17 protein-coding genes and 1 pseudogene are annotated in these 16,354 nt (G+C 70.1%); 6 read left to right on the forward strand and 12 right to left on the reverse strand.

Going from position 1 to position 16,354, the window contains the following annotated elements; all coding sequences use genetic code 11:
* Positions 1 to 36 precede the first annotated feature (36 nt).
* The 4 genes and pseudogenes from ABZ906_RS32820 to ABZ906_RS32835 form a co-directional block, all read right to left on the reverse strand.
* A complete protein-coding gene (locus tag ABZ906_RS32820; RefSeq protein ID WP_361389188.1) occupies positions 37 to 1,056 on the reverse strand; it encodes a LacI family DNA-binding transcriptional regulator in 1,020 nt (339 codons plus the stop codon).
* Positions 1,057 to 1,185: 129 nt separating this feature from the next.
* A pseudogene (locus ABZ906_RS32825) lies at positions 1,186 to 1,428 on the reverse strand (ROK family protein); the annotation flags it as partial.
* Between the two features lie 142 nt (positions 1,429 to 1,570).
* Positions 1,571 to 2,353: an NAD(P)-binding domain-containing protein gene (locus ABZ906_RS32830; RefSeq protein ID WP_361389191.1), complete on the reverse strand. Its 783-nt coding sequence runs from the start codon at positions 2,351 to 2,353 to the stop codon at positions 1,571 to 1,573.
* A complete protein-coding gene (locus ABZ906_RS32835) occupies positions 2,350 to 2,844 on the reverse strand; it encodes a hypothetical protein (protein WP_361183873.1) in 495 nt (164 codons plus the stop codon). Before ABZ906_RS32835 ends, ABZ906_RS32830 begins: the two co-directional genes overlap by 4 nt.
* A 90-nt stretch (positions 2,845 to 2,934) precedes the next feature.
* Here ABZ906_RS32835 and ABZ906_RS32840 point away from each other — a divergent pair, with 90 nt between their 5' ends.
* Both ABZ906_RS32840 and ABZ906_RS32845 read left to right on the forward strand, forming a co-directional pair.
* Positions 2,935 to 3,573: a TetR/AcrR family transcriptional regulator C-terminal domain-containing protein gene (locus tag ABZ906_RS32840; RefSeq protein WP_361389194.1), complete on the forward strand. Its 639-nt coding sequence runs from the start codon at positions 2,935 to 2,937 to the stop codon at positions 3,571 to 3,573.
* A gap of 125 nt (positions 3,574 to 3,698) precedes the next feature.
* Positions 3,699 to 4,742, forward strand: coding sequence for an alcohol dehydrogenase catalytic domain-containing protein (locus tag ABZ906_RS32845; protein ID WP_361389197.1), 1,044 nt, complete (start codon positions 3,699 to 3,701; stop codon positions 4,740 to 4,742).
* A 56-nt stretch (positions 4,743 to 4,798) separates the two neighbouring features.
* On the opposite strand, the gene ABZ906_RS32850 is transcribed toward ABZ906_RS32845, so the two are convergent.
* Positions 4,799 to 6,130, reverse strand: a complete 1,332-nt coding sequence (locus ABZ906_RS32850; RefSeq protein ID WP_361389200.1) for a fibronectin type III domain-containing protein — start codon at positions 6,128 to 6,130, stop codon at positions 4,799 to 4,801.
* A 172-nt stretch (positions 6,131 to 6,302) separates the two neighbouring features.
* Entirely contained in the window at positions 6,303 to 6,665 is a 363-nt protein-coding gene (locus ABZ906_RS32855; RefSeq protein WP_361389203.1) for a hypothetical protein, read from the reverse strand.
* Positions 6,666 to 6,767: 102 nt separating this feature from the next.
* Here ABZ906_RS32855 and sigJ point away from each other — a divergent pair, with 102 nt between their 5' ends.
* Positions 6,768 to 7,676: an RNA polymerase sigma factor SigJ gene (gene sigJ / locus ABZ906_RS32860; RefSeq protein ID WP_361389206.1), complete on the forward strand. Its 909-nt coding sequence runs from the start codon at positions 6,768 to 6,770 to the stop codon at positions 7,674 to 7,676.
* Positions 7,677 to 7,712: 36 nt separating this feature from the next.
* Here sigJ and ABZ906_RS32865 read toward each other — a convergent pair whose 3' ends face one another.
* From ABZ906_RS32865 to ABZ906_RS32875, 3 genes are all read right to left on the reverse strand, one after another.
* Positions 7,713 to 8,222 carry a DUF3592 domain-containing protein gene (locus ABZ906_RS32865; RefSeq protein ID WP_361183887.1) on the reverse strand — a complete coding sequence of 170 codons (510 nt, stop codon included), beginning with the start codon at positions 8,220 to 8,222 and terminating at the stop codon, positions 7,713 to 7,715.
* 138 nt (positions 8,223 to 8,360) lie between these two features.
* Positions 8,361 to 8,882, reverse strand: coding sequence for a GNAT family N-acetyltransferase (locus ABZ906_RS32870; protein ID WP_361389209.1), 522 nt, complete (start codon positions 8,880 to 8,882; stop codon positions 8,361 to 8,363).
* A 78-nt stretch (positions 8,883 to 8,960) separates the two neighbouring features.
* On the reverse strand, positions 8,961 to 9,887 hold the full coding sequence (locus ABZ906_RS32875; protein ID WP_361389212.1) for a Ku protein: 927 nt from the start codon (positions 9,885 to 9,887) through the stop codon (positions 8,961 to 8,963).
* Positions 9,888 to 10,225: 338 nt separating this feature from the next.
* On the opposite strand from ABZ906_RS32875, the gene ABZ906_RS32880 reads away from it, so the two are divergent.
* On the forward strand, positions 10,226 to 11,542 hold the full coding sequence (locus ABZ906_RS32880) for a phosphatase PAP2 family protein (RefSeq protein ID WP_361389215.1): 1,317 nt from the start codon (positions 10,226 to 10,228) through the stop codon (positions 11,540 to 11,542).
* Between the two features lie 3 nt (positions 11,543 to 11,545).
* Here ABZ906_RS32880 and ABZ906_RS32885 read toward each other — a convergent pair whose 3' ends face one another.
* Positions 11,546 to 12,694: an aminotransferase gene (locus ABZ906_RS32885; RefSeq protein ID WP_361389218.1), complete on the reverse strand. Its 1,149-nt coding sequence runs from the start codon at positions 12,692 to 12,694 to the stop codon at positions 11,546 to 11,548.
* Positions 12,695 to 12,801: 107 nt separating this feature from the next.
* Between ABZ906_RS32885 and ABZ906_RS32890 the strand changes: the two genes are divergently transcribed.
* A complete protein-coding gene (locus ABZ906_RS32890; protein ID WP_361389221.1) occupies positions 12,802 to 13,377 on the forward strand; it encodes an XRE family transcriptional regulator in 576 nt (191 codons plus the stop codon).
* A gap of 162 nt (positions 13,378 to 13,539) precedes the next feature.
* Entirely contained in the window at positions 13,540 to 14,241 is a 702-nt protein-coding gene (locus ABZ906_RS32895) for a restriction endonuclease (RefSeq protein ID WP_361389224.1), read from the forward strand.
* Between the two features lie 60 nt (positions 14,242 to 14,301).
* On the opposite strand, the gene ABZ906_RS32900 is transcribed toward ABZ906_RS32895, so the two are convergent.
* Positions 14,302 to 15,555, reverse strand: coding sequence for a cation:proton antiporter (locus tag ABZ906_RS32900; RefSeq protein WP_361183904.1), 1,254 nt, complete (start codon positions 15,553 to 15,555; stop codon positions 14,302 to 14,304).
* A 77-nt stretch (positions 15,556 to 15,632) separates the two neighbouring features.
* On the reverse strand, positions 15,633 to 16,232 hold the full coding sequence (locus ABZ906_RS32905; protein ID WP_361389227.1) for an NAD(P)H-dependent oxidoreductase: 600 nt from the start codon (positions 16,230 to 16,232) through the stop codon (positions 15,633 to 15,635).
* Positions 16,233 to 16,354: the final 122 nt, after the last annotated feature.

Consider the following 16,354-nt stretch of genomic DNA (forward strand, 5'->3'; position numbering starts at 1 on the left):
CAGGGGGCGTCGCACGCTTCGACGTGCGACGCCTCCCTATGCGCGCCGCGGCGCGCTGGTGCTCGCCCGGGGGACCAGACGGGCGGCCGCGACCTGGCTGTCCTGGACGGGTTCCTCGTCGACGGCGGCCAGCAGCATCCGTGCCGCGCTGGCCCCGTAATCGGCGATGTCCCGTGTCAGCGCGGTGAGTTGAGGGCGTACGACCTGGGTGAAGGGCGAGTCGTCCCAGGCGACGAGGGACAGATCGCGCGGCACGTCGAGGTTCAGCTCCTGCGCCACCGACAGACCCGCGACCGCCATGATGTCGTTGTCGTAGACGATCGCCGACGGGCGTTCCGCGGCGATCAGGAGCCCCCGGGTGGCGCGCGCCCCCTCGTCGCCCGAGTAGTCGGTGTGCACCACCACGGGCTCGGGCAGACCGGCGGCGCGGCAGCCCGCCTCGAACGCGGCGTCGCGCACGCTCGTGTGGGCGAGCTTGGGCAGGCCCGCGACGCGCGCGATGTGACGGTGCCCGAGAGCGGCCAGGTAGGCGACGGTCTCGTGGATGCTCGCGCCGTCGTCCGACCACACGGCGGGCACGGCGCCGGCCGCCTCGGGCGGACCCAGCGCCACCACCGGCAGGTCCATGGACGCGAAGGCCGGGATGCGCACGTCGTCGTCGTGCAGGTCGACGAGGAGGGCGCCGTCCACCCGGCCCTCGCCCCACCAACGCCGATACAGCTCGACCTCGTCGTCGTGGCTGGTGACGGTCTGCAGCATGAGCGCGATGGACCGCGGCGCGAGTTCGGACTCGATGCCGCTGATCAGCTCCATGAAGAACGGCTCGACGCTCAGGGTGCGGGCGGGGCGGCAGACGGCCAGGCCCACCGCGCGGGCCTTCGCGCCGTTGAGGGCGCGCGCCGCGTTGCTCGGCCGCCAGCCGACGTCCCGCGCGATGGCCTTGATCTTCGCCCGGGTCTGCTCGGAGACGCCGGGTTGGTCGTTGAGGGCGTAGGACACCGCGACCTTCGAGACTCCCGCGCTGCGGGCGATGTCCGCGATAGTCGGCCGTTTCATGCGCCCTCCTGCTGTACCGGTTCCGCACTTCAGCGGCCGACCTTACCGGCCGACCGCCGAAGTGCGCGCATCCGTACGCTGGAGCGGGGTTCAGGGCTTGCTGGCGTCGACTCAGCAGAACCGGTTAAGTCACGCTGGCCCAGGAGGTCGCCAGGCGGACCGCCCCCGCGCCAGGGCAGGGTCGAGGCGCCCGCGAGGGCCAGGTACGCCGGTGAGCAGGCGGGCAGCAGCGGCGGCGCCGACGAGCCCGGCGTCCTGCGCGAGCTCCGCGGGCCGGACTGCGATGCCGCGCACGAAATCAAGGGTGGCGTAGGCGCGCAGGTGCCGCCGCAGCGGCGTGAACAGCAGGTCGCCCGCCTGCGCCACTCCCCCCGCCGATCACCACCCCCGCGATCCTGGTCCCGCCGATGTCGAGTGCTGCGTACATGAGCCCACCCCTTCCGATACGGGCCCGCAGGCCCGTCGGCATGACAACGTTGCCCGGAAGGATGCTTAACCAGTTCAGTTCATGGCTTCAGTCGCGGGTCGTACGCCGCCGGAGATCGGCGAGGAGCCCGTCGAGGGCCTGGTGGAGTGCTCGGGAGTTGGCCGGGTCGAACCATGTGGTGCGGATGCGTTCGTTGTTTCCTTTCGGGGTCTCGTGGTCGGCGGCGAGTTGGTGCAGGGAGCGGGTTTCGTCGCCCAGGGCGCGGCCGACGCCCTGGAAGAGTCCGCGGATGTAGCGGTCGGCGTCGCCCGCGGGAATGCCCTGGTCGGCGGCCCAGGTCGTGAGTTCGGCGAGGTAGGCGTAGTGCGTGGTCAGCGTGCCCGTCAGGGCGGAGAACACGTCGAACGCGTCCTCGTCGGCGACCGGTTGCGCCCCGCCGAGGTGCTCGAAGAGCGCGTCCGTCACGGGATGGGACGGATAGGTCACCGTGACGGAGCGGCGTTCGCGAATCGCGGGCAGCGGGATGGCCCGTACCAGCGCGGCGTCGGTGGCGAGGAGGCGGCGCAGGTCGTCGTTGGCGACGCCGGACATCACGTTGACCACGACCTTGGCGGCGTCGACCCGCAGGCCGGCCAGGGCCGCGTGCCGGTCCGCCGCGCGGACGGCGACGACGACCACCTCGGAGCGGTCCACCACCTCCTGGTTGTCGGCGCAGACCTGCACGTGCTCGTGGCGGGCGGACAGTTCCGCGGCCGCGCGGGCTCCCCGGGGCGAGAGGAACACCTCGGGCCGCTCACCGTCCCCGTCGTACAGGCCCGTCACGACGGCCCGGCCGATCTCGCCCACTCCGATGACGCCGATGCGCTTCACCGGCTCCTCCACGAGACCTGCGGGCGCCTCCACAGGAGCGTGAGGGCCAGGAGGGCGGCCAGGCAAGGAGCCGTCACGGCCAAGCCCAGTTCCGGCGGCAGGCCGGTGTCGCCGGAGGTGTCCTTGGTGAGGAGCGCGGTCAGGCTGACGCCGGTGCCGAGCACGAACATCACGGTGGCTGCGGGGCGGGCCCACCGCTTGCCCGCCTTGACGGCCCGGGTCGTCCAGAGCCAGGCGATGACGCCGAGCGCTCCGAGGACGGACAGCAGGACCAGGTAGGTGGTGACGGCCGAGTCGACGCGCGCCTGGCTGTACGCGGGGTAGCCCGCCCGGATGTGGTCGGCGAGCCGATGGCTGGTGACACGGTCGACGTACGGGAGGACCGTCGCGACGACCGTGAGCCCCAGGCCCGTGTACATCGCGCCGATCGCCCATCGCTCATGACGGGTCTTCGTCATCGGGGTGCTTTTCCTTCCTCTGTTCTCACTCATGTCTCCTCCTTGCTTCCAAACCTACGCCGTAGATTTGTGTTCCGCACGGTAATTTCTACGTTGTAGATTTGGCAAGGAGATGGAGGAGACATGGCCGCACGCACCCGGGGCACCTCAGCGGGGCTCGACCGTCGGCGCATCGCCGCCGCCGCCGTCGCCCTGGTCGACCGCGACGGCCTGGAGCGCTTCGGGGTACGGCGCCTCGCGCAGGAGCTCGGCGTCGACCCGATGTCGATCTACCACCACATCAAGGGCAAGACGGCTCTCCTGGACGCGCTGTCCGAGGCGGTGCTCGCCGAAGTGGCGCTCGCCGCGGACGACGCCGCGTCCGGCGACTGGGAGGAAGTCGCCCGCCGGACGGCGCACGCCTACCGCGAGATGGCCTACCGGCACCCGCGGGTGTTCCCGCTCCTCGTGACCCGCGCCCAGACCTCACCGGTCGCCATCTCGGCCCTTGAGGAACTGGTCACCGCGATGCGTGCCGCTTCCCTGCCCGACCAGGTGGTCGCGGACGCGCCCATGGTGCTGTTCGGCTTCCTCAACGGCCACTTGCTGGCGCGCACCATCGACGAGCCCAGCGCCACACCCGAGTTCGACGCCGCCGCATACCCCGCCATGGCCGCCCTCTCCCCCCTCATGACCGGCTTCGGATCTCTGCCGGAGTTCGACCGGATGCTCGACACCGTGCTCGCCGGAATCAAGGACCGGGCAGCGCGCTCCGACGCGTGACCGGCCGCCGCCGAGCGGCAACGCCCCACACCGGGCCCCGGATGGCGGCGCGGCCCGGGCCCCGCCCCGCCGACACATCCCCTGTCAGCACCTGGAGCGGGACCCACCTGATCGGAGCACTTCTGATGCGCGCAGCCCTCATGTACGGAGCCGGTGACGTCCGGATCGAGGACGTCCCGGACTCCGTGCTCAAGCAGCCCACGGACGCGCTGGTCCGGATCACCGCCTCCTGCGTCTGCGGCAGCGATCTGTGGCCCTACGCCTCCATGGCGCCCGCCGACGGCCCTGTCCACATGGGGCACGAGCTCATCGGCATCGTCGAGGAAACCGGCTCCGAGGTGTCCACCCTCAAGGCGGGCGACCTGGTCGTCGCGCCCTTCGCCATCTCCGACAACACCTGTGCGTTCTGCCGCGAGGGCCTGCAGACCTCCTGCAGCCACGCCGAGGCCGCCTTCTGGGACGGACTGCCCGAGGAGGGCGGCCAGGCCGAGGCCATCCGTGTACCGCTCGCCGACGGCACCCTCGTCAAGCTCCCCGTCGCCGCGGACTCGGCCCTCGTGCCGTCCCTGCTGACCCTCGCGGACGTGCTCGGCACCGGCCACCACGCCGCCGTGGCGGGCGGCGTGAACGAACGCACCGCCGTCACCGTGATCGGTGACGGCGCGGTCGGCCTGCTGGCCGTCCTCTCGGCGAAGCGTCTGGGCGCCGAGCAGATCATCCTCATGGGCCGCCACACGGCGCGCACCGACCTCGGCCGGGACTTCGGCGCCACCGACGTCGTCTCCGCCCGCGGCGAGGAAGGTATCGCCGCCGTCCGCGACCTGACCGGCGGGCACGGCACGCACGTGGTCCTCGAAGCCGTCGGCAACATGCCCGCCTACCAGCAGGCACTCGGCGCGGTCCGTCCCGGCGGCGTCATCAGCCGCGTGGGCGTTCCGCAGTACGAGGAAGCCCCGGTCGGCTTCGGCAGCCTGTTCCGCCACAACATCCGCCTCGCCGGCGGCCCGGCACCGGTCCGCGCCTACATCGAGCAGCTGCTGCCCGACATCCTGAGCGGTGCCATCGAGCCGGGGAGGGTCTTCGACAAGACGACCGACCTCGACGGCGTCCCGGCCGGCTACCGGGACATGGCCGACCGCAACAGCCTGAAGGTCCTGGTCAAGCCCTGACCTCCCGGCCCGCCCGGGGAAGGAGCCGTGGCCCGCTGCCGCGGCTCCCCCGCGCGTCAGCCGGTCGGCGTGGCCGACACCTCGGGCGAGAGGGCGGACTCGAGGCCGTCCTCGTTGATCGCGGTGACGGCGTAGTAGTACGTCGTGCCGCCCGTCAGACCGCGGTCCACGTAGTCCTCGCTGCTCGTGTCGTGGCTGAACTCGGCGTTCTCCTTGGTGATTCCGGGCTTCGTGGAGCGGTAGACACGGTAGCCGGTCACGGGCGCGTCGCCGCTGCCGTAAGGAGGGGCGTACCAGCTGAGGCTGACGCTGCCCGCGCCCGGTGTGACCTTGTAGAACTGGGTGGCGTACGGCGGCCGCGGCTCTTCGTAGGCCGGCTTGACCGATGCGGAGGCCGCCGAGGAGACGTCGTGCGCGGACGTGGCGACGACGGCGTAGTAGTAGTCCCGCTCGTCCTCGCCCACCGTCCCGATGTACTGGGTACGGGTCGTGGTGGCCACGCGGTTGGCCGGGTCGGTGATGTCCACCGGGGAGGTCTTGGAGCGGTAGACGGTGTAGGAGGAAATCGGTACGTACGAGCTCTGCGACCACTCCAGGGTGAGCCGCTTGCCCACCAGCTGGTGGTTTCCCATGCGAGGGGCCGCGGGCACGGAGGTATCGGTGACGGTCTTGGTGGCGGTCACCCAGTTCGATCCCCGGGACTCGTTCCCGACGGCATCCACACCACGGACCTCGTAGGTGTACATGAGGCCCGGGTCGCCCTTGGTGTCACGGAGGGTCAGTGATGTCGTCGAACCGACCTTGGTTGCCGGTGAGTTGGGGGACGTGTAGCGGTACAGCACGTACTTCACCGAGTCGGAGTTGCCGCTGCGCCACGTCAGCGTCACGCCTCGCTCGTCCTCGCGGGCGACGGTGAGGTCCTGCGGCGACAGGGGCGCGACCGTGTCCCGGGTGCCGCGGACGGGGTCCGTGTAGGGCGAGACGTGACCGGCGTCGTCCAGGGCACGGACCTTGTAGGCGTACTCGACGTCGGGGTCGGCGTCACGGTCGACGTAGGTGCTCTCGGGCACCGTGGCGAGCCGCTTGTAGGGCCCGACCTCGTCCGGCTCGGTGCCCTCGGCCTCCTCCCGGTACACCTCGTAGGCGGTCGCCGCGGAGAGCGAACCCCAGGACAGGGAGACAGACTCGCGCCCGGATGCGGCGTGGAGGCTCTCGGGGGCGTCGTACAGGGGATTGTCGGGCTGGTCCGGGTCGTCGCCGACGCGTTGGGCGGAGCCGGCGGCCGCGGTGGGCGCGGCCGCATGGGCGGTGCCGGATATGCCGAGGGCGAGGACGACAGCGGCCGCGGAGGCGACCGCCGCAGGTCTGAGACGGGGCAGTTGAGACACGGCTGGCGTTCCCTTTCCGGTGGAACCACGTACGGGCGTACGGCAGTTCGGGATGCAGTCGTGGGGGGATCTTGCGGTGCTGTGGGGGCAAGGAACTGTAGCTGTATATGCCCGGGAAATGGGAGGCGGCGCGCCTTCCGCCGGGCCGCGCGGATGCGGAGCGACTCCTTCCTCAGCGCCGCGCCAGCGCCAGCAGACTCAGTCCGAACATCAGGACGCCCAGCGGGAGATGGACCGACGGCACGTGCGCGATGCCGACTACGACCTGCACCGAGGCGAGGACGAGGAAGCCGGTCGCGTACCAGATGGGCCGGGGCGAGCCGCCGCCCGGCTTCCACGCCAGCACTGCCGCAAGCACGTACAGCATCGACGCGCCGTACATCACGCGGGCTCCGACGCTGTGCAGCGCCTCTCCGTAGGACGCGGTCAACAGCAGCCCGGCGGAGACCGCTTGAAGGAAGATGGTCAGGGTCTGCAGGGTGATCGCGATCTGCAGAAACGAAAGGCTGCGCTGTGTCGTCGCCTGGGTGGCCATGCCACGGTCCCCTTTTCCGCCTCGGAGGCAGTAGATCGATAAGGTCTCACCAGGCCGACGACGCGGGCCTGCGGAAGGTAAGGCGAGGGGGCGGCCACAAGCATGGGGACAACGGGGACGACGGGGACGAGCACGGACGGGATAGCGGGCGAGCGGCGCCAATTGATGAACGTCGCCTACCGGTTGCTCGGTTCACTGGCCGAGTCGGAGGACGCCGTACAGGAGGCCTACGCGCGGTGGTACGCGCTGCCGCGCGGCCGGCAGGACGAGATCGTCTCCCCCGGCGCCTGGCTGACGACGGTGACCGGCCGCATCTGCCTGGACGTCCTCGGCTCGGCGCGGGCCCGGCGTGAACGCTATGTCGGCGCCTGGCTGCCCGATCCGCTGCCCGAGCGCGCCGAGCGCGACCACGGCCATGACACCGACCCCGCCGACCAGATGGTCCTGGACGAATCCGTGACCATGGCTTTCCTCGTGGTCCTGGAGTCGATGACGCCCGCCGAGCGCGTGGCATTCGTCCTGCACGACGTCTTCCGCTACCCCTTCGCCGAGATCGCCGAGATCGTCGGCCGTACCCCCGCCGCCTGCAAGCAACTCGCGGCCTCCGCCCGGCGGCGGGTGCGTGCCGCGCGGGCTCCGGTGAGCGTGACCGGGCAGTCCGACGCGGTACGGCAGGTCAAGGAGGCCTGGGAGTCCAAGGACATCGCGGCCCTCGTCGACCTCCTGGACCCGGCCGCCGTGATGACCGCCGATGGCGGCGGCATGGCCGGTGCCGCCCTGCGCCCGATCGAAGGCGGCGCGCGCATCGCCCAGTACATGGTCGCGATCGCCGACAAGGCTCCGGGGCTCGAACTCCTCGAGCGGTCGGTCAACGGCATGCCGGGCCTGGTGGCCGTGCGTGACGGCACCGTGATGACCGTGGCGGCGTTCGACATCGCCGACGGCCGCGTCACGCGGATCTGGGCGGTCCGCAACCCGGAGAAGCTGCGGCCGTGGGGGCGGGACAGCTAGGGGCGGCTGGACCGGCTGGACCGGCTGGACCGGAAGCTACGCCGGGCGCCCCGCCGGGCCTTTGGTGAGCTGGACGGCCCTCGGGCGACGCCTGCGCAGCACGATCCCGATGGTCACTCCAATGCCGCCGATCAGCAGGCCGATCCCACTGAAGATCAGCGGCAGCAGCCACAGGGAGGTGAAGCTGTTGATCCGCGCGTCCTCGGGGGAATCAGCGCGGTACAGCACCTCGACCCGCTCCATCAAGTCGTACGCCGGCGGGTTGGAGCCCATCGAGTCCTCGAACGTCCTCGACTTGCCGTCCGCCGCGGTGAACTGGACGACCGGGTACGCCGTGGGCCCGTCGTTCGCCCGCCGCTTGCCGGAGCTCCCGTCGTTGCGCCACTCCATCGACACCACCGTCCCGCGGGCACGCTCGCCGGAGGCCAGGTACGAGACCGACACCCCCGTCAGGATCAGCCCGATCACCAGGAACAGCGACCCGAACGCGATCGCCCCGAACGTGACCCACTGGCCGGCTCCCCACCCGCGTACCCGAAACCGCACAACGTCCCTCTCACTTGTCCAAAGGAGAGGGACGCTATCCCGGGCGCCCGGCCGCCGTGCTCGCGCCCCCGGCGATCCGGAGTCAGACCGTCCGCAGGAGTCGGCGCAGGAGGGCGATCACGCGCCGACACAAGCGGATCAGAGGCTCTTCTTCATCAGAACGCACATCGTCTCGTGGCGACGGAGCACCCCGTCGGGCCCTTCCTCGTCCCAGCCGTCGGGTTCGCGGCCGTACGCGACATAGCCGAGCCGCTCGTACAGGCCACGCGCCCGCGGATTGCTCTCCTCCACGGCGATGCCGGCCCTGCGCAGGCCGCGCCCGCGGATCCTCTCTTCCGCGGCCCGGATCAACAGCGTTCCCAGGCCGCGGGACTGGAGCGCCGGGAGCACGGCGAGCTGCCACAGGGTTCCGGCCCCCTCGGAGACCGTGTAGTCGATGCCGCCGATCGCCACCGGCAGATCCGCGGGGGTGCATACGGCCAGGTAGTCCACCTCACCGGCCGCCGCGCGCGCCAACTCCCCTTCCACGTGGCGCAGGTGGGTGGCCGATCCTGCCCAGGTGCATGCGGGCAGGTCGCGGGGGACCAGGTCACGCACCCTGACGGGAACGGCGATCGTGGCGTCGGCGGGGTCCTCTGCGGTAGTCACAGCGGTGAGCATGCCGAGCGGCGCCCCGGCGCCGCAATGCGTTTCTTCCGCCGCACCGCGTCGACGCCCCCACACTCCAGGGCCGACCGGCTAGGCGCCGCGCTTCTTCGCCGTCGTCTTCTTCGCCGTGGACTTCTTGGCGGCCGTCTTCTTGCCGGTCGTCTTCTTCGCCGTCCGCTTCTTCGGCATCTCGTGGACGGTCGCGTCCTTGCCGCTGCCGCCGCTCTCACCGCGCGAGGCCTGCGCCTTGGACACAGACTCCTGGAGCGCGGCCATCAGGTCCAGGACCTGGCCGGCCGGCGCCTCCTCCTCTGCCGGCTCCGGCGGCTTCTTGCCGCCTGCCTTCGCCTCGATGACCTGCTCCAGGGCCTGGGTGTAGCGGTCGGTGGACCACTCCTGGCCGGTGATGCCGTCGGTCGTCATGGAGTCGATGAGGAGCACCGCCCTGTCGATCTCCTCGTCGCTCACGTCGACGGCCTTGGGCGCCAGCTCCTGCGGGTCCCGCACTTCGTCGTCCCACTTCATGGCGTGCAGCAGGATCACACCGTCCTGCACGCGGAGCAGACCAAGGCGCTCCCTGCCGTGCCAGGCGAATTTGGCGACGGCTGCCTTGCTGTTGCGCTCCAGGGCTTTGCGCAGGAGCGTGTAGGGCTTGGCGGCGACCTGTCCGTCGGCCTGCAAGTAGTAGCCCTCCCCGATGCGGATCGGGTCCACGCTCTCGTAGGGCACGAATGCCGCGATCTCGATGGCCTTCGCGGTCGGGAGCGGCATCTCGTCGAGCTCGGCGTCGGTGACCGCGACGATCGTGTCCTTGCTGATCTCGTAGCCCTTGCCGATCTCCGCGTTCGTGAGCTGCTTGCCGTCGATCTCGCACACCTTGCGCGTGCGGACCCGGCTCATGTCCTCCAGGTGGTACTGGCGGAACGAGATCGAGTGGTTCTCGGTGGCGGGCAGAACCTTGATCGGGATCGTGACCAGGCCGAAAGAGATCGCGCCGGACCAGACGGGGCGGGGCATGCGGCACCTCCGTGACGACCCCGAGAGCGAACTAAGGACAGTCTCCCGGCAGTGGGCCCTGTCTGCCACCGGCCCATCACCCGTCCCCGACCGGGAACGGCAGGCGCCTCAAGACCGTCTTCGTCCGCGAGGCATTGACATTCAGGGATCCGCCAAACCCACTCACACCGCTCAGCTAACATGATCGAACTCACAACGAGTGCCGTGATAGCCGCCTTTCAGCAGAAAACCATGCCATCTAGCACGAAGAGTGAGCTAAATAATCGACACCTAACAAATCGGCCAAACCATTGATATCTGTAGCATCTCAGGTGTTTTCGCGAAAAAACTTTAGAACAATGTTGATCGCCTGGCGTCAGCCACGGGCGCTGCTGTGGACCGCGGCGAGTGTGGTGGCGCTCGGATTCCTCGTCGCACTGGAGATCGCCGCGCGGCACTACGGCGTGGCGGGGCCGATCGCCAACCAGGCGCGAGAAGTGATCTTCGCGCCGAAGTCGGGACCGCTCCTCTACGCCGGCATGGCGTTGATGATGGTGGTGCTCACCTGGCGGCAGCGGTTCATCGCGATGGGTGTCGCGGTAGGCATCGACATTGTCTTCTTCCTGGTGCGCTGGGCCGTCGACGCCAAGATGATGTTCGGCAACGGCGCGTTGTGGGTCATCCTGGCCTGTGCGGTCATCGCCGTCACGCGCCGCACCGGCCAGGAGCGGATCCTGCTGCTCAAGGGCGTCGGGCTGAGCCTGCTCCTGGTCGCGGGCCGCAAGACCGGTGACACCTGGCTGCTCATCACGTCGAAGACCCGCCCCACGGTCCTGGACCAGTACGTGGCAACGGCCGACCACGCACTGGGCAACCCGTCGTGGCTGGTGGGTCGCATGGTGTCGGCGACCGGCTCGGTCGGCGCCCACGTTCTCGACTACGTCTACATCCAGCTCGCGGTGGCCGCGGTCATCGTCGCGCTCTACCAGCTGCGCAACGTGGCGACCGAGCGGCGCTTCCCCGCCCACCACCTGGTGCGCACCTTCCTGGTCATCGGCCTGCTCGGGCCGGCCATTTACATGATCTTCCCGGTGGTCGGACCGATATTCACCTACGGCGACGGCGCCTTCGGAACCGGCGGCCAGCAATGGGCCCTGGCCGACCTGTGGCCGCACACGACACCGCCGCTCGCCACCCCGCACTCGATACCCTTCGACGAGATCACTCCGCGCAACTGCATGCCGAGTCTGCATACGGCGTGGGCCACCACGATCTTCATTCATTCCCGTAAGGGCCCGAGGCTGCTGCGCTACGCGGGCGTTTTCTGGCTGGTGGCCACGCTCGGCGCGACGCTGGGATTCGGCTACCACTACGGCGTGGACATCATCGCCGGTGTCGTCTTCGCGTTCACGATCGACGCGGCGCTGCGCTCGCTCGCCCGCGGCTGGAACCGGGCGGGAATCCAGCTGGTCGCCTATGGCACCACGGTCTTCGCGCTGCTCCTGGTGTCCTATCGCTATATCCCGATGCACATGGCCAAGCACCCCGCGCTGTTCGGGCCGCTTCTCGTGCTGGCGATGGCCTCGGTGGTCTACGGCTATATGCGGACCACCAAGCTGTGGGAGCCGAAGGCCACGCCCACACCGCAGCCGGAACCGCAGCCCGAAATGGTCTGAGGTTCACGCCCGGCCGGCCGGTTGCTCGAATTGATCGAATTGATCGAGGAACTGGCCGGTCAGGCGCAGGCCGGTGCGCAGGGTCGGGGTGTCGTCGGCGAAGCCGATGCGCACGGTGTGCTCGATGCCGAAGGCGGCTCCGGGGGTGAACATGACGCCGGTCTCCTGGAGGAGGCGGGTGCAGAACTCGTAGGAGCCGATCGGGGCGCGGTAGCGCAGGAGCGCGGTGGTGCCCGAGGCCGGCCGGACGTAGGTGACGTCACGGCGGCCCGCCACCCACGCGTCGAGGATCGCGAGATTGGTCCGCGTGATGCGGTGGGAGCGGGCCAGGATCGCGTCCTTGTTTTCCAGGGCGACGCAGGCCAGCAGGTCGTCGAGGCGTCCGACGCTGATGGTGGTGTAATCGCGGTGGGTGGCGATGTCCCTCAGGAGCCCGGCCGGGCCGACGATCCAGCCCAGGCGCAGTCCGGCCAGGGAGTAGGGCTTGGACATGCTGCCGGTGGAGATGCCGCGTTCGTACAGGTCGGCGATGGACGCGGTGAACCCGTCGCCGTCCTGGTCGACGCCGCGATAGACCTCGTCGCACAGCACCCATGCGCCGGCCCGGTCGGCGATCTTCGCTATGCGGGCCAGGCCCGCCTCGTCGATGAGGGCGCCGGTGGGGTTGTTGGGGTTGTTGACGGCGATCAGTTTGGTGTCCGGGGTGACCAAGCGGTCGAGTTCGTCCAGGTCGGGCAGCCACCCGTGTTCCTCGCGCAGCGGCAGGTGCTCGACGCGGGCGCCGTAGCTGTCGGGGATGGAGTAGTGCTGCTGATAGGTGGGCACCACGGCCACGACGTGGTCGCCCGGCTCCACCAGGGTGGCGTGCACCAGGGCGTTCGCGCCGATCGCCCCGTGGGTGATCAGGACGTTGTCCGGGTGCTGGTCCGCGTAGAGGCCGGCGACCAGGCGGCGCAGACGAGGGCTGCCGGGGATGGGGCCGTAGGTGAGCGGGGTGGCCTCGAGCTCGGCGAGCACCTGTTCGCGCCGCCCTGACAGATCGAGGAGCTCGCCGGTGGTCAGTGAGCGGACGCAGGTCTCGGCGAGGTTGTAGCGGCAGGTCTCCTCGTACTCGTTCATCCACTGCTCGACCGCGAACTCTCGGATCTTCACTGGGGCTGCCCCTTCGTCGTCTCGTTCCGGTGCGCGTCGGCACCGAGTGGGCAATATATTGCTCACCCCTCCAGACGGCAAAAAATTTGAGCACTATAGTTCTCATCATGAGCAGCGAGGTCGCCGCGGACAGCAGGACCGCCCAGGAGTTCGTCACCCGCGTCGGCGGGCGCATCCGCGCCCTGCGCAAGCTGCGCGGATGGGGCGTGCAGCAGCTCGCCGACGCCTCCGGAGTCAGCCGGAGGATGCTCACCGACATCGAGCTCGGCCGGGCCAACCCGAGCCTTGCCACCGTCGACCGCGTCGCCCGCGCCCTCGACACCGACTTCGCCGCCCTGGCCCTGCCCCGGGACGACGCGGCGCGGTCGGAGGTCGAGGGAACCCTCGTATGGCAGGCCCCGGACGGCAGTCACGCCCTCCTGCTCGGCGCCACCCTGGATCCGCGGGCCGAGCTGTGGCGCTGGACCCTGGCGCCCGCGGGACGCTACGCCGCCGAGCCCGACCGCCCCGGCGCACAGGAGATCCACCACGTCCTCGCCGGGCGCCTCACCCTGGCCCTGGAGGCGGAACGCCGGGTGCTGAGTGCTGGGCAGAGTGCCGTCATCCCCAGCGACCAGAGTTACGCCTACCTCAACGAGGCGGCCGAACCGGTCGTCTTCATGCGGGTCGTCACCGGCACCTGAATTCATGCGGGTCGTCACCGGCACCTGAGTTCACGCGGGTCGTCACCGGCACCCGGGCCTGCCCGCGCCCGGCTCCCGTCGGCGCCTTCCGGAGATCTTGAGTGCGTTGATCTTGGGCACACGGAGACAAGTGATCTTCGTCGACCTCCGTGAGGAAGCCCCATGACCGTGCCCTCGCCCCCGGTTCGCCCCAAAGGCCGTGAACGGCGCTTCAATCTGCGTACGACCGCCCTGTTCTTCGCGCTGCTCGCCCTCATTCTGTGCGGCCTGGTGCTCCTGGTCCGCACCGCGGCGAGCATCCTGGAGCGCCGCCCGCTGTGGTCCGCCTACCTCGTCGTGATGGGCGTCGCCGTCGCGGTGCTGTGCCGGTCCCGATGGCGCCGCTTCTCCGCCGCGAGATACGCGCGCCGCGCCGCACGAGCCCTTGAGGAAGCGGCCGAGCGGGCCTCCGACAGCCTTGGCACCGGGACGCAGGACCACTCACAGGACGCCGACGACTTCGAGCACGCGATAGCCGGGCTCTGCGCCCGTGACGCCCCGGAGGTGGAAGTGGTGGGCGGCGCGGGCGACTTGGGCGCCGACGTCGTGGCGGTCACCTCCGACGGGCTGCGCATCGTCATCCAGTGCAAGCTCTTCGACGCCGGCAACAAGGTCGGCTCGCAGGACCTGCAACGCTTCGGAGGGACGTGTTACTCCGTCCACGAGGCCGACGTCGCGGCGATCGTGACGACGAGCGACTTCACCGCTCCCGCCCTGGAGTACGCGAACCGGTGCGGCATCGTGTGCGTGAACGGCGAGGAGTTGGCCGCGTGGTCCGACGGCACCGGGCCGAGCCCCTGGCAGGGTGCGGGCGTCGACGCCTGACCGGGAGCACACGGCGGACCGTCCCACGCCGGGGGCCCACCGGTCTACGGCACTGATCCGTCAGCGGGACGCGGATCTGTCCAGGCGCCTGAGCACGGGCGAGGCCGCCGCCCCGTGCACCATCACCGAGAGGAGGACCGTGAACGTCACCACCGCCCACAGCTCCTCCTCGAACGCACGAAGGTCCGCCTGTCCCAGCGCATACGCCAGGTAGAAGACGGACCCGATTCCCCGGATGCCGAAGAAGGAAGTCACCGCGCGCTCCTTGCGCGTCGTACTCCCCCGCAGCTGGCCCATCCAGCCCGTGAGCGGACGGATCACGAGCAGCAGCAGGACGGCTGTCACCGCGCTGCCCCAGGTGAGGGCGGACAGACCGCCGCAGGCGATGAAACCCCCGATCAGGAAGAGCACACCGGCCGTCAGCAGCCGCTCCACCTGCTCCATGAAGGTGTGCATCACCACCTGGTAGCCGTGGGCGCGTTCGGCGGACCTGATCGCGCAGGCCGTCGTGAACACGGCGAGGAATCCGTAGCCGTGCAGCACTTCCGTGATGCCGTACGAGAGGAAGGTCGCCGCGAGCGCGACGAACCCTTCCCTGTGCTCGGACAGCCGCAGCGCCTTCCAGTTCGCCCGGAAGAACATCCAGCCGAGCAGCCGCCCGATCAGCAGGCCGACGGCCACGCCGACCGTGACGCGCAGCGCCACGTCGCTCCACAGCCAGTGGCCCACCCACTCGCCGGACCAGCCCGTCCCGGCAGCGGCGTACATCGCGAGGGCTGCCAGGACCAGCGGAAAGGCGAGGCCGTCGTTCATGCCCGCCTCACCGGTCAGGGCGAAGCGCACCTCGTCCTCGTCGTGCTCGCCCTCGGTCGGCTCGCCGACCCGCACCTCGGCGGCGAGCACGGGGTCGGTCGGTGCGAGCACGGCGCCCATGAGCAGGGCGACGGCCGGCGGCCAGCCGACGAGACCCCGGGCGACGAGCGCGGTGAGCACGACGGTCAGCGGCATCGTGATGCCCAGCAGGCGCCATGCGGTGGACCAGGACCTGCGGCCGAACGGCCGGTTGATGGCCAGGCCAGCCCCCATCAGGGCCACGATCACGATCACCTCGGTGAGGTGTTCCAGCCACGCCCTGTGCTGGTAGGGGTCCAGGTCGGGCAGCCCGGCCGGCAGCAGATAGACGAGGAAGCCCACGGCCAGGAAGACCATCGGCATCGACATGGGCTGCCGCGCCACCAGTCTGGGCAGGATCGCGGCGAGCAGAGCGCCTATCCCCACGCAGGCATACCCGACGTCTCCGGCTGTCACTTCCATCTGCCGCCCCTGTCCTTGTGGTCATCCCCTGTTCGGCCGCCTGTTTCCCGTGCGGGAAGCAGGCCGGTGAGGGGACGTCAGGGCGCCGGGTAGGGCGTTCGGCCGAGCAGCTCGGCGAGGTGGTGGGCGTTGACAGCGAGGGCGTGCGTGGCGGAGGAGACCGAGTCGGGTGTCTCGTCGAGGTCCTGATAGTCGGTGCCGTGCTTGGCCTCGCCGACCCAGTAGGTGACCGCGTTGGCGGCCAGCGTGAAGCCGATGTCGTTGAGGCCCTGGAAGACGTCCGCGCTCACCTTGTGCGCGCCGTCCTCATTGCCCACCACGGCCACCGCCGCGACCTTGCCGTACATCAGGGGCCGGCCGTCGTCGCCGGTCTCGGACATGTCCGCGTTCAGTCGCTCCAGGACGCGCTGGCAGACGCTGGACGGATGCCCCAGCCAGATCGGTGTGGCGATCAGCAGGATGTCGGCCGCCAGTACCTTCTCGCGCAGGGCCGGCCAGGCGTCACCGTTGCCCAGGTCGGCGGCGACACCGGAATGGACGTCGTGATCGGCCACCCGGACCGTCTCGATCCCGACGCCCAGCTTGTCGAACTCGGCCATGACCTGATCGGACAGGGCCTGGCTGCTGGAGGCGGTGGGCGAGGAATTGAGAGTGCAGACCAAGGACAGCGCGCGCATGAGGAGCTCCGTTCGTAAGCGGCCGGGGAGAGCCGGGAGGGGGTCGGGTCGGGTTGCCGTGTGAGGGGTTCCCACTCGTACGAGGAATAACGACCGACGGCAGGCTGTGCGGTTGTCAAGGC

This window comes from Streptomyces sp. NPDC046925, assembly GCF_040644915.1.
Taxonomy (GTDB): Bacteria; Actinomycetota; Actinomycetes; order Streptomycetales; family Streptomycetaceae; genus Streptomyces.

What these genes read in the sequence shown, in the direction of transcription:
- ABZ906_RS32845 (WP_361389197.1), top strand. Translation starts at nt 3,699, where the DNA reads ATGCGCGCAGCCCTCATGTACGGAGCCGGTGACGTCCGGATCGAGGAC.
- ABZ906_RS32905 (WP_361389227.1), bottom strand. Translation starts at nt 16,232, where the DNA reads ATGCGCGCGCTGTCCTTGGTCTGCACTCTCAATTCCTCGCCCACCGCC.
- ABZ906_RS32880 (WP_361389215.1), top strand. Translation starts at nt 10,226, where the DNA reads ATGTTGATCGCCTGGCGTCAGCCACGGGCGCTGCTGTGGACCGCGGCG.
- ABZ906_RS32895 (WP_361389224.1), top strand. Translation starts at nt 13,540, where the DNA reads ATGACCGTGCCCTCGCCCCCGGTTCGCCCCAAAGGCCGTGAACGGCGC.
- ABZ906_RS32855 (WP_361389203.1), bottom strand. Translation starts at nt 6,665, where the DNA reads ATGGCCACCCAGGCGACGACACAGCGCAGCCTTTCGTTTCTGCAGATC.
- ABZ906_RS32835 (WP_361183873.1), bottom strand. Translation starts at nt 2,844, where the DNA reads ATGAGTGAGAACAGAGGAAGGAAAAGCACCCCGATGACGAAGACCCGT.
- ABZ906_RS32820 (WP_361389188.1), bottom strand. Translation starts at nt 1,056, where the DNA reads ATGAAACGGCCGACTATCGCGGACATCGCCCGCAGCGCGGGAGTCTCG.
- ABZ906_RS32870 (WP_361389209.1), bottom strand. Translation starts at nt 8,882, where the DNA reads ATGCTCACCGCTGTGACTACCGCAGAGGACCCCGCCGACGCCACGATC.
- ABZ906_RS32900 (WP_361183904.1), bottom strand. Translation starts at nt 15,555, where the DNA reads ATGGAAGTGACAGCCGGAGACGTCGGGTATGCCTGCGTGGGGATAGGC.
- ABZ906_RS32875 (WP_361389212.1), bottom strand. Translation starts at nt 9,887, where the DNA reads ATGCCCCGCCCCGTCTGGTCCGGCGCGATCTCTTTCGGCCTGGTCACG.
- ABZ906_RS32890 (WP_361389221.1), top strand. Translation starts at nt 12,802, where the DNA reads ATGAGCAGCGAGGTCGCCGCGGACAGCAGGACCGCCCAGGAGTTCGTC.
- sigJ (WP_361389206.1), top strand. Translation starts at nt 6,768, where the DNA reads ATGGGGACAACGGGGACGACGGGGACGAGCACGGACGGGATAGCGGGC.
- ABZ906_RS32840 (WP_361389194.1), top strand. Translation starts at nt 2,935, where the DNA reads ATGGCCGCACGCACCCGGGGCACCTCAGCGGGGCTCGACCGTCGGCGC.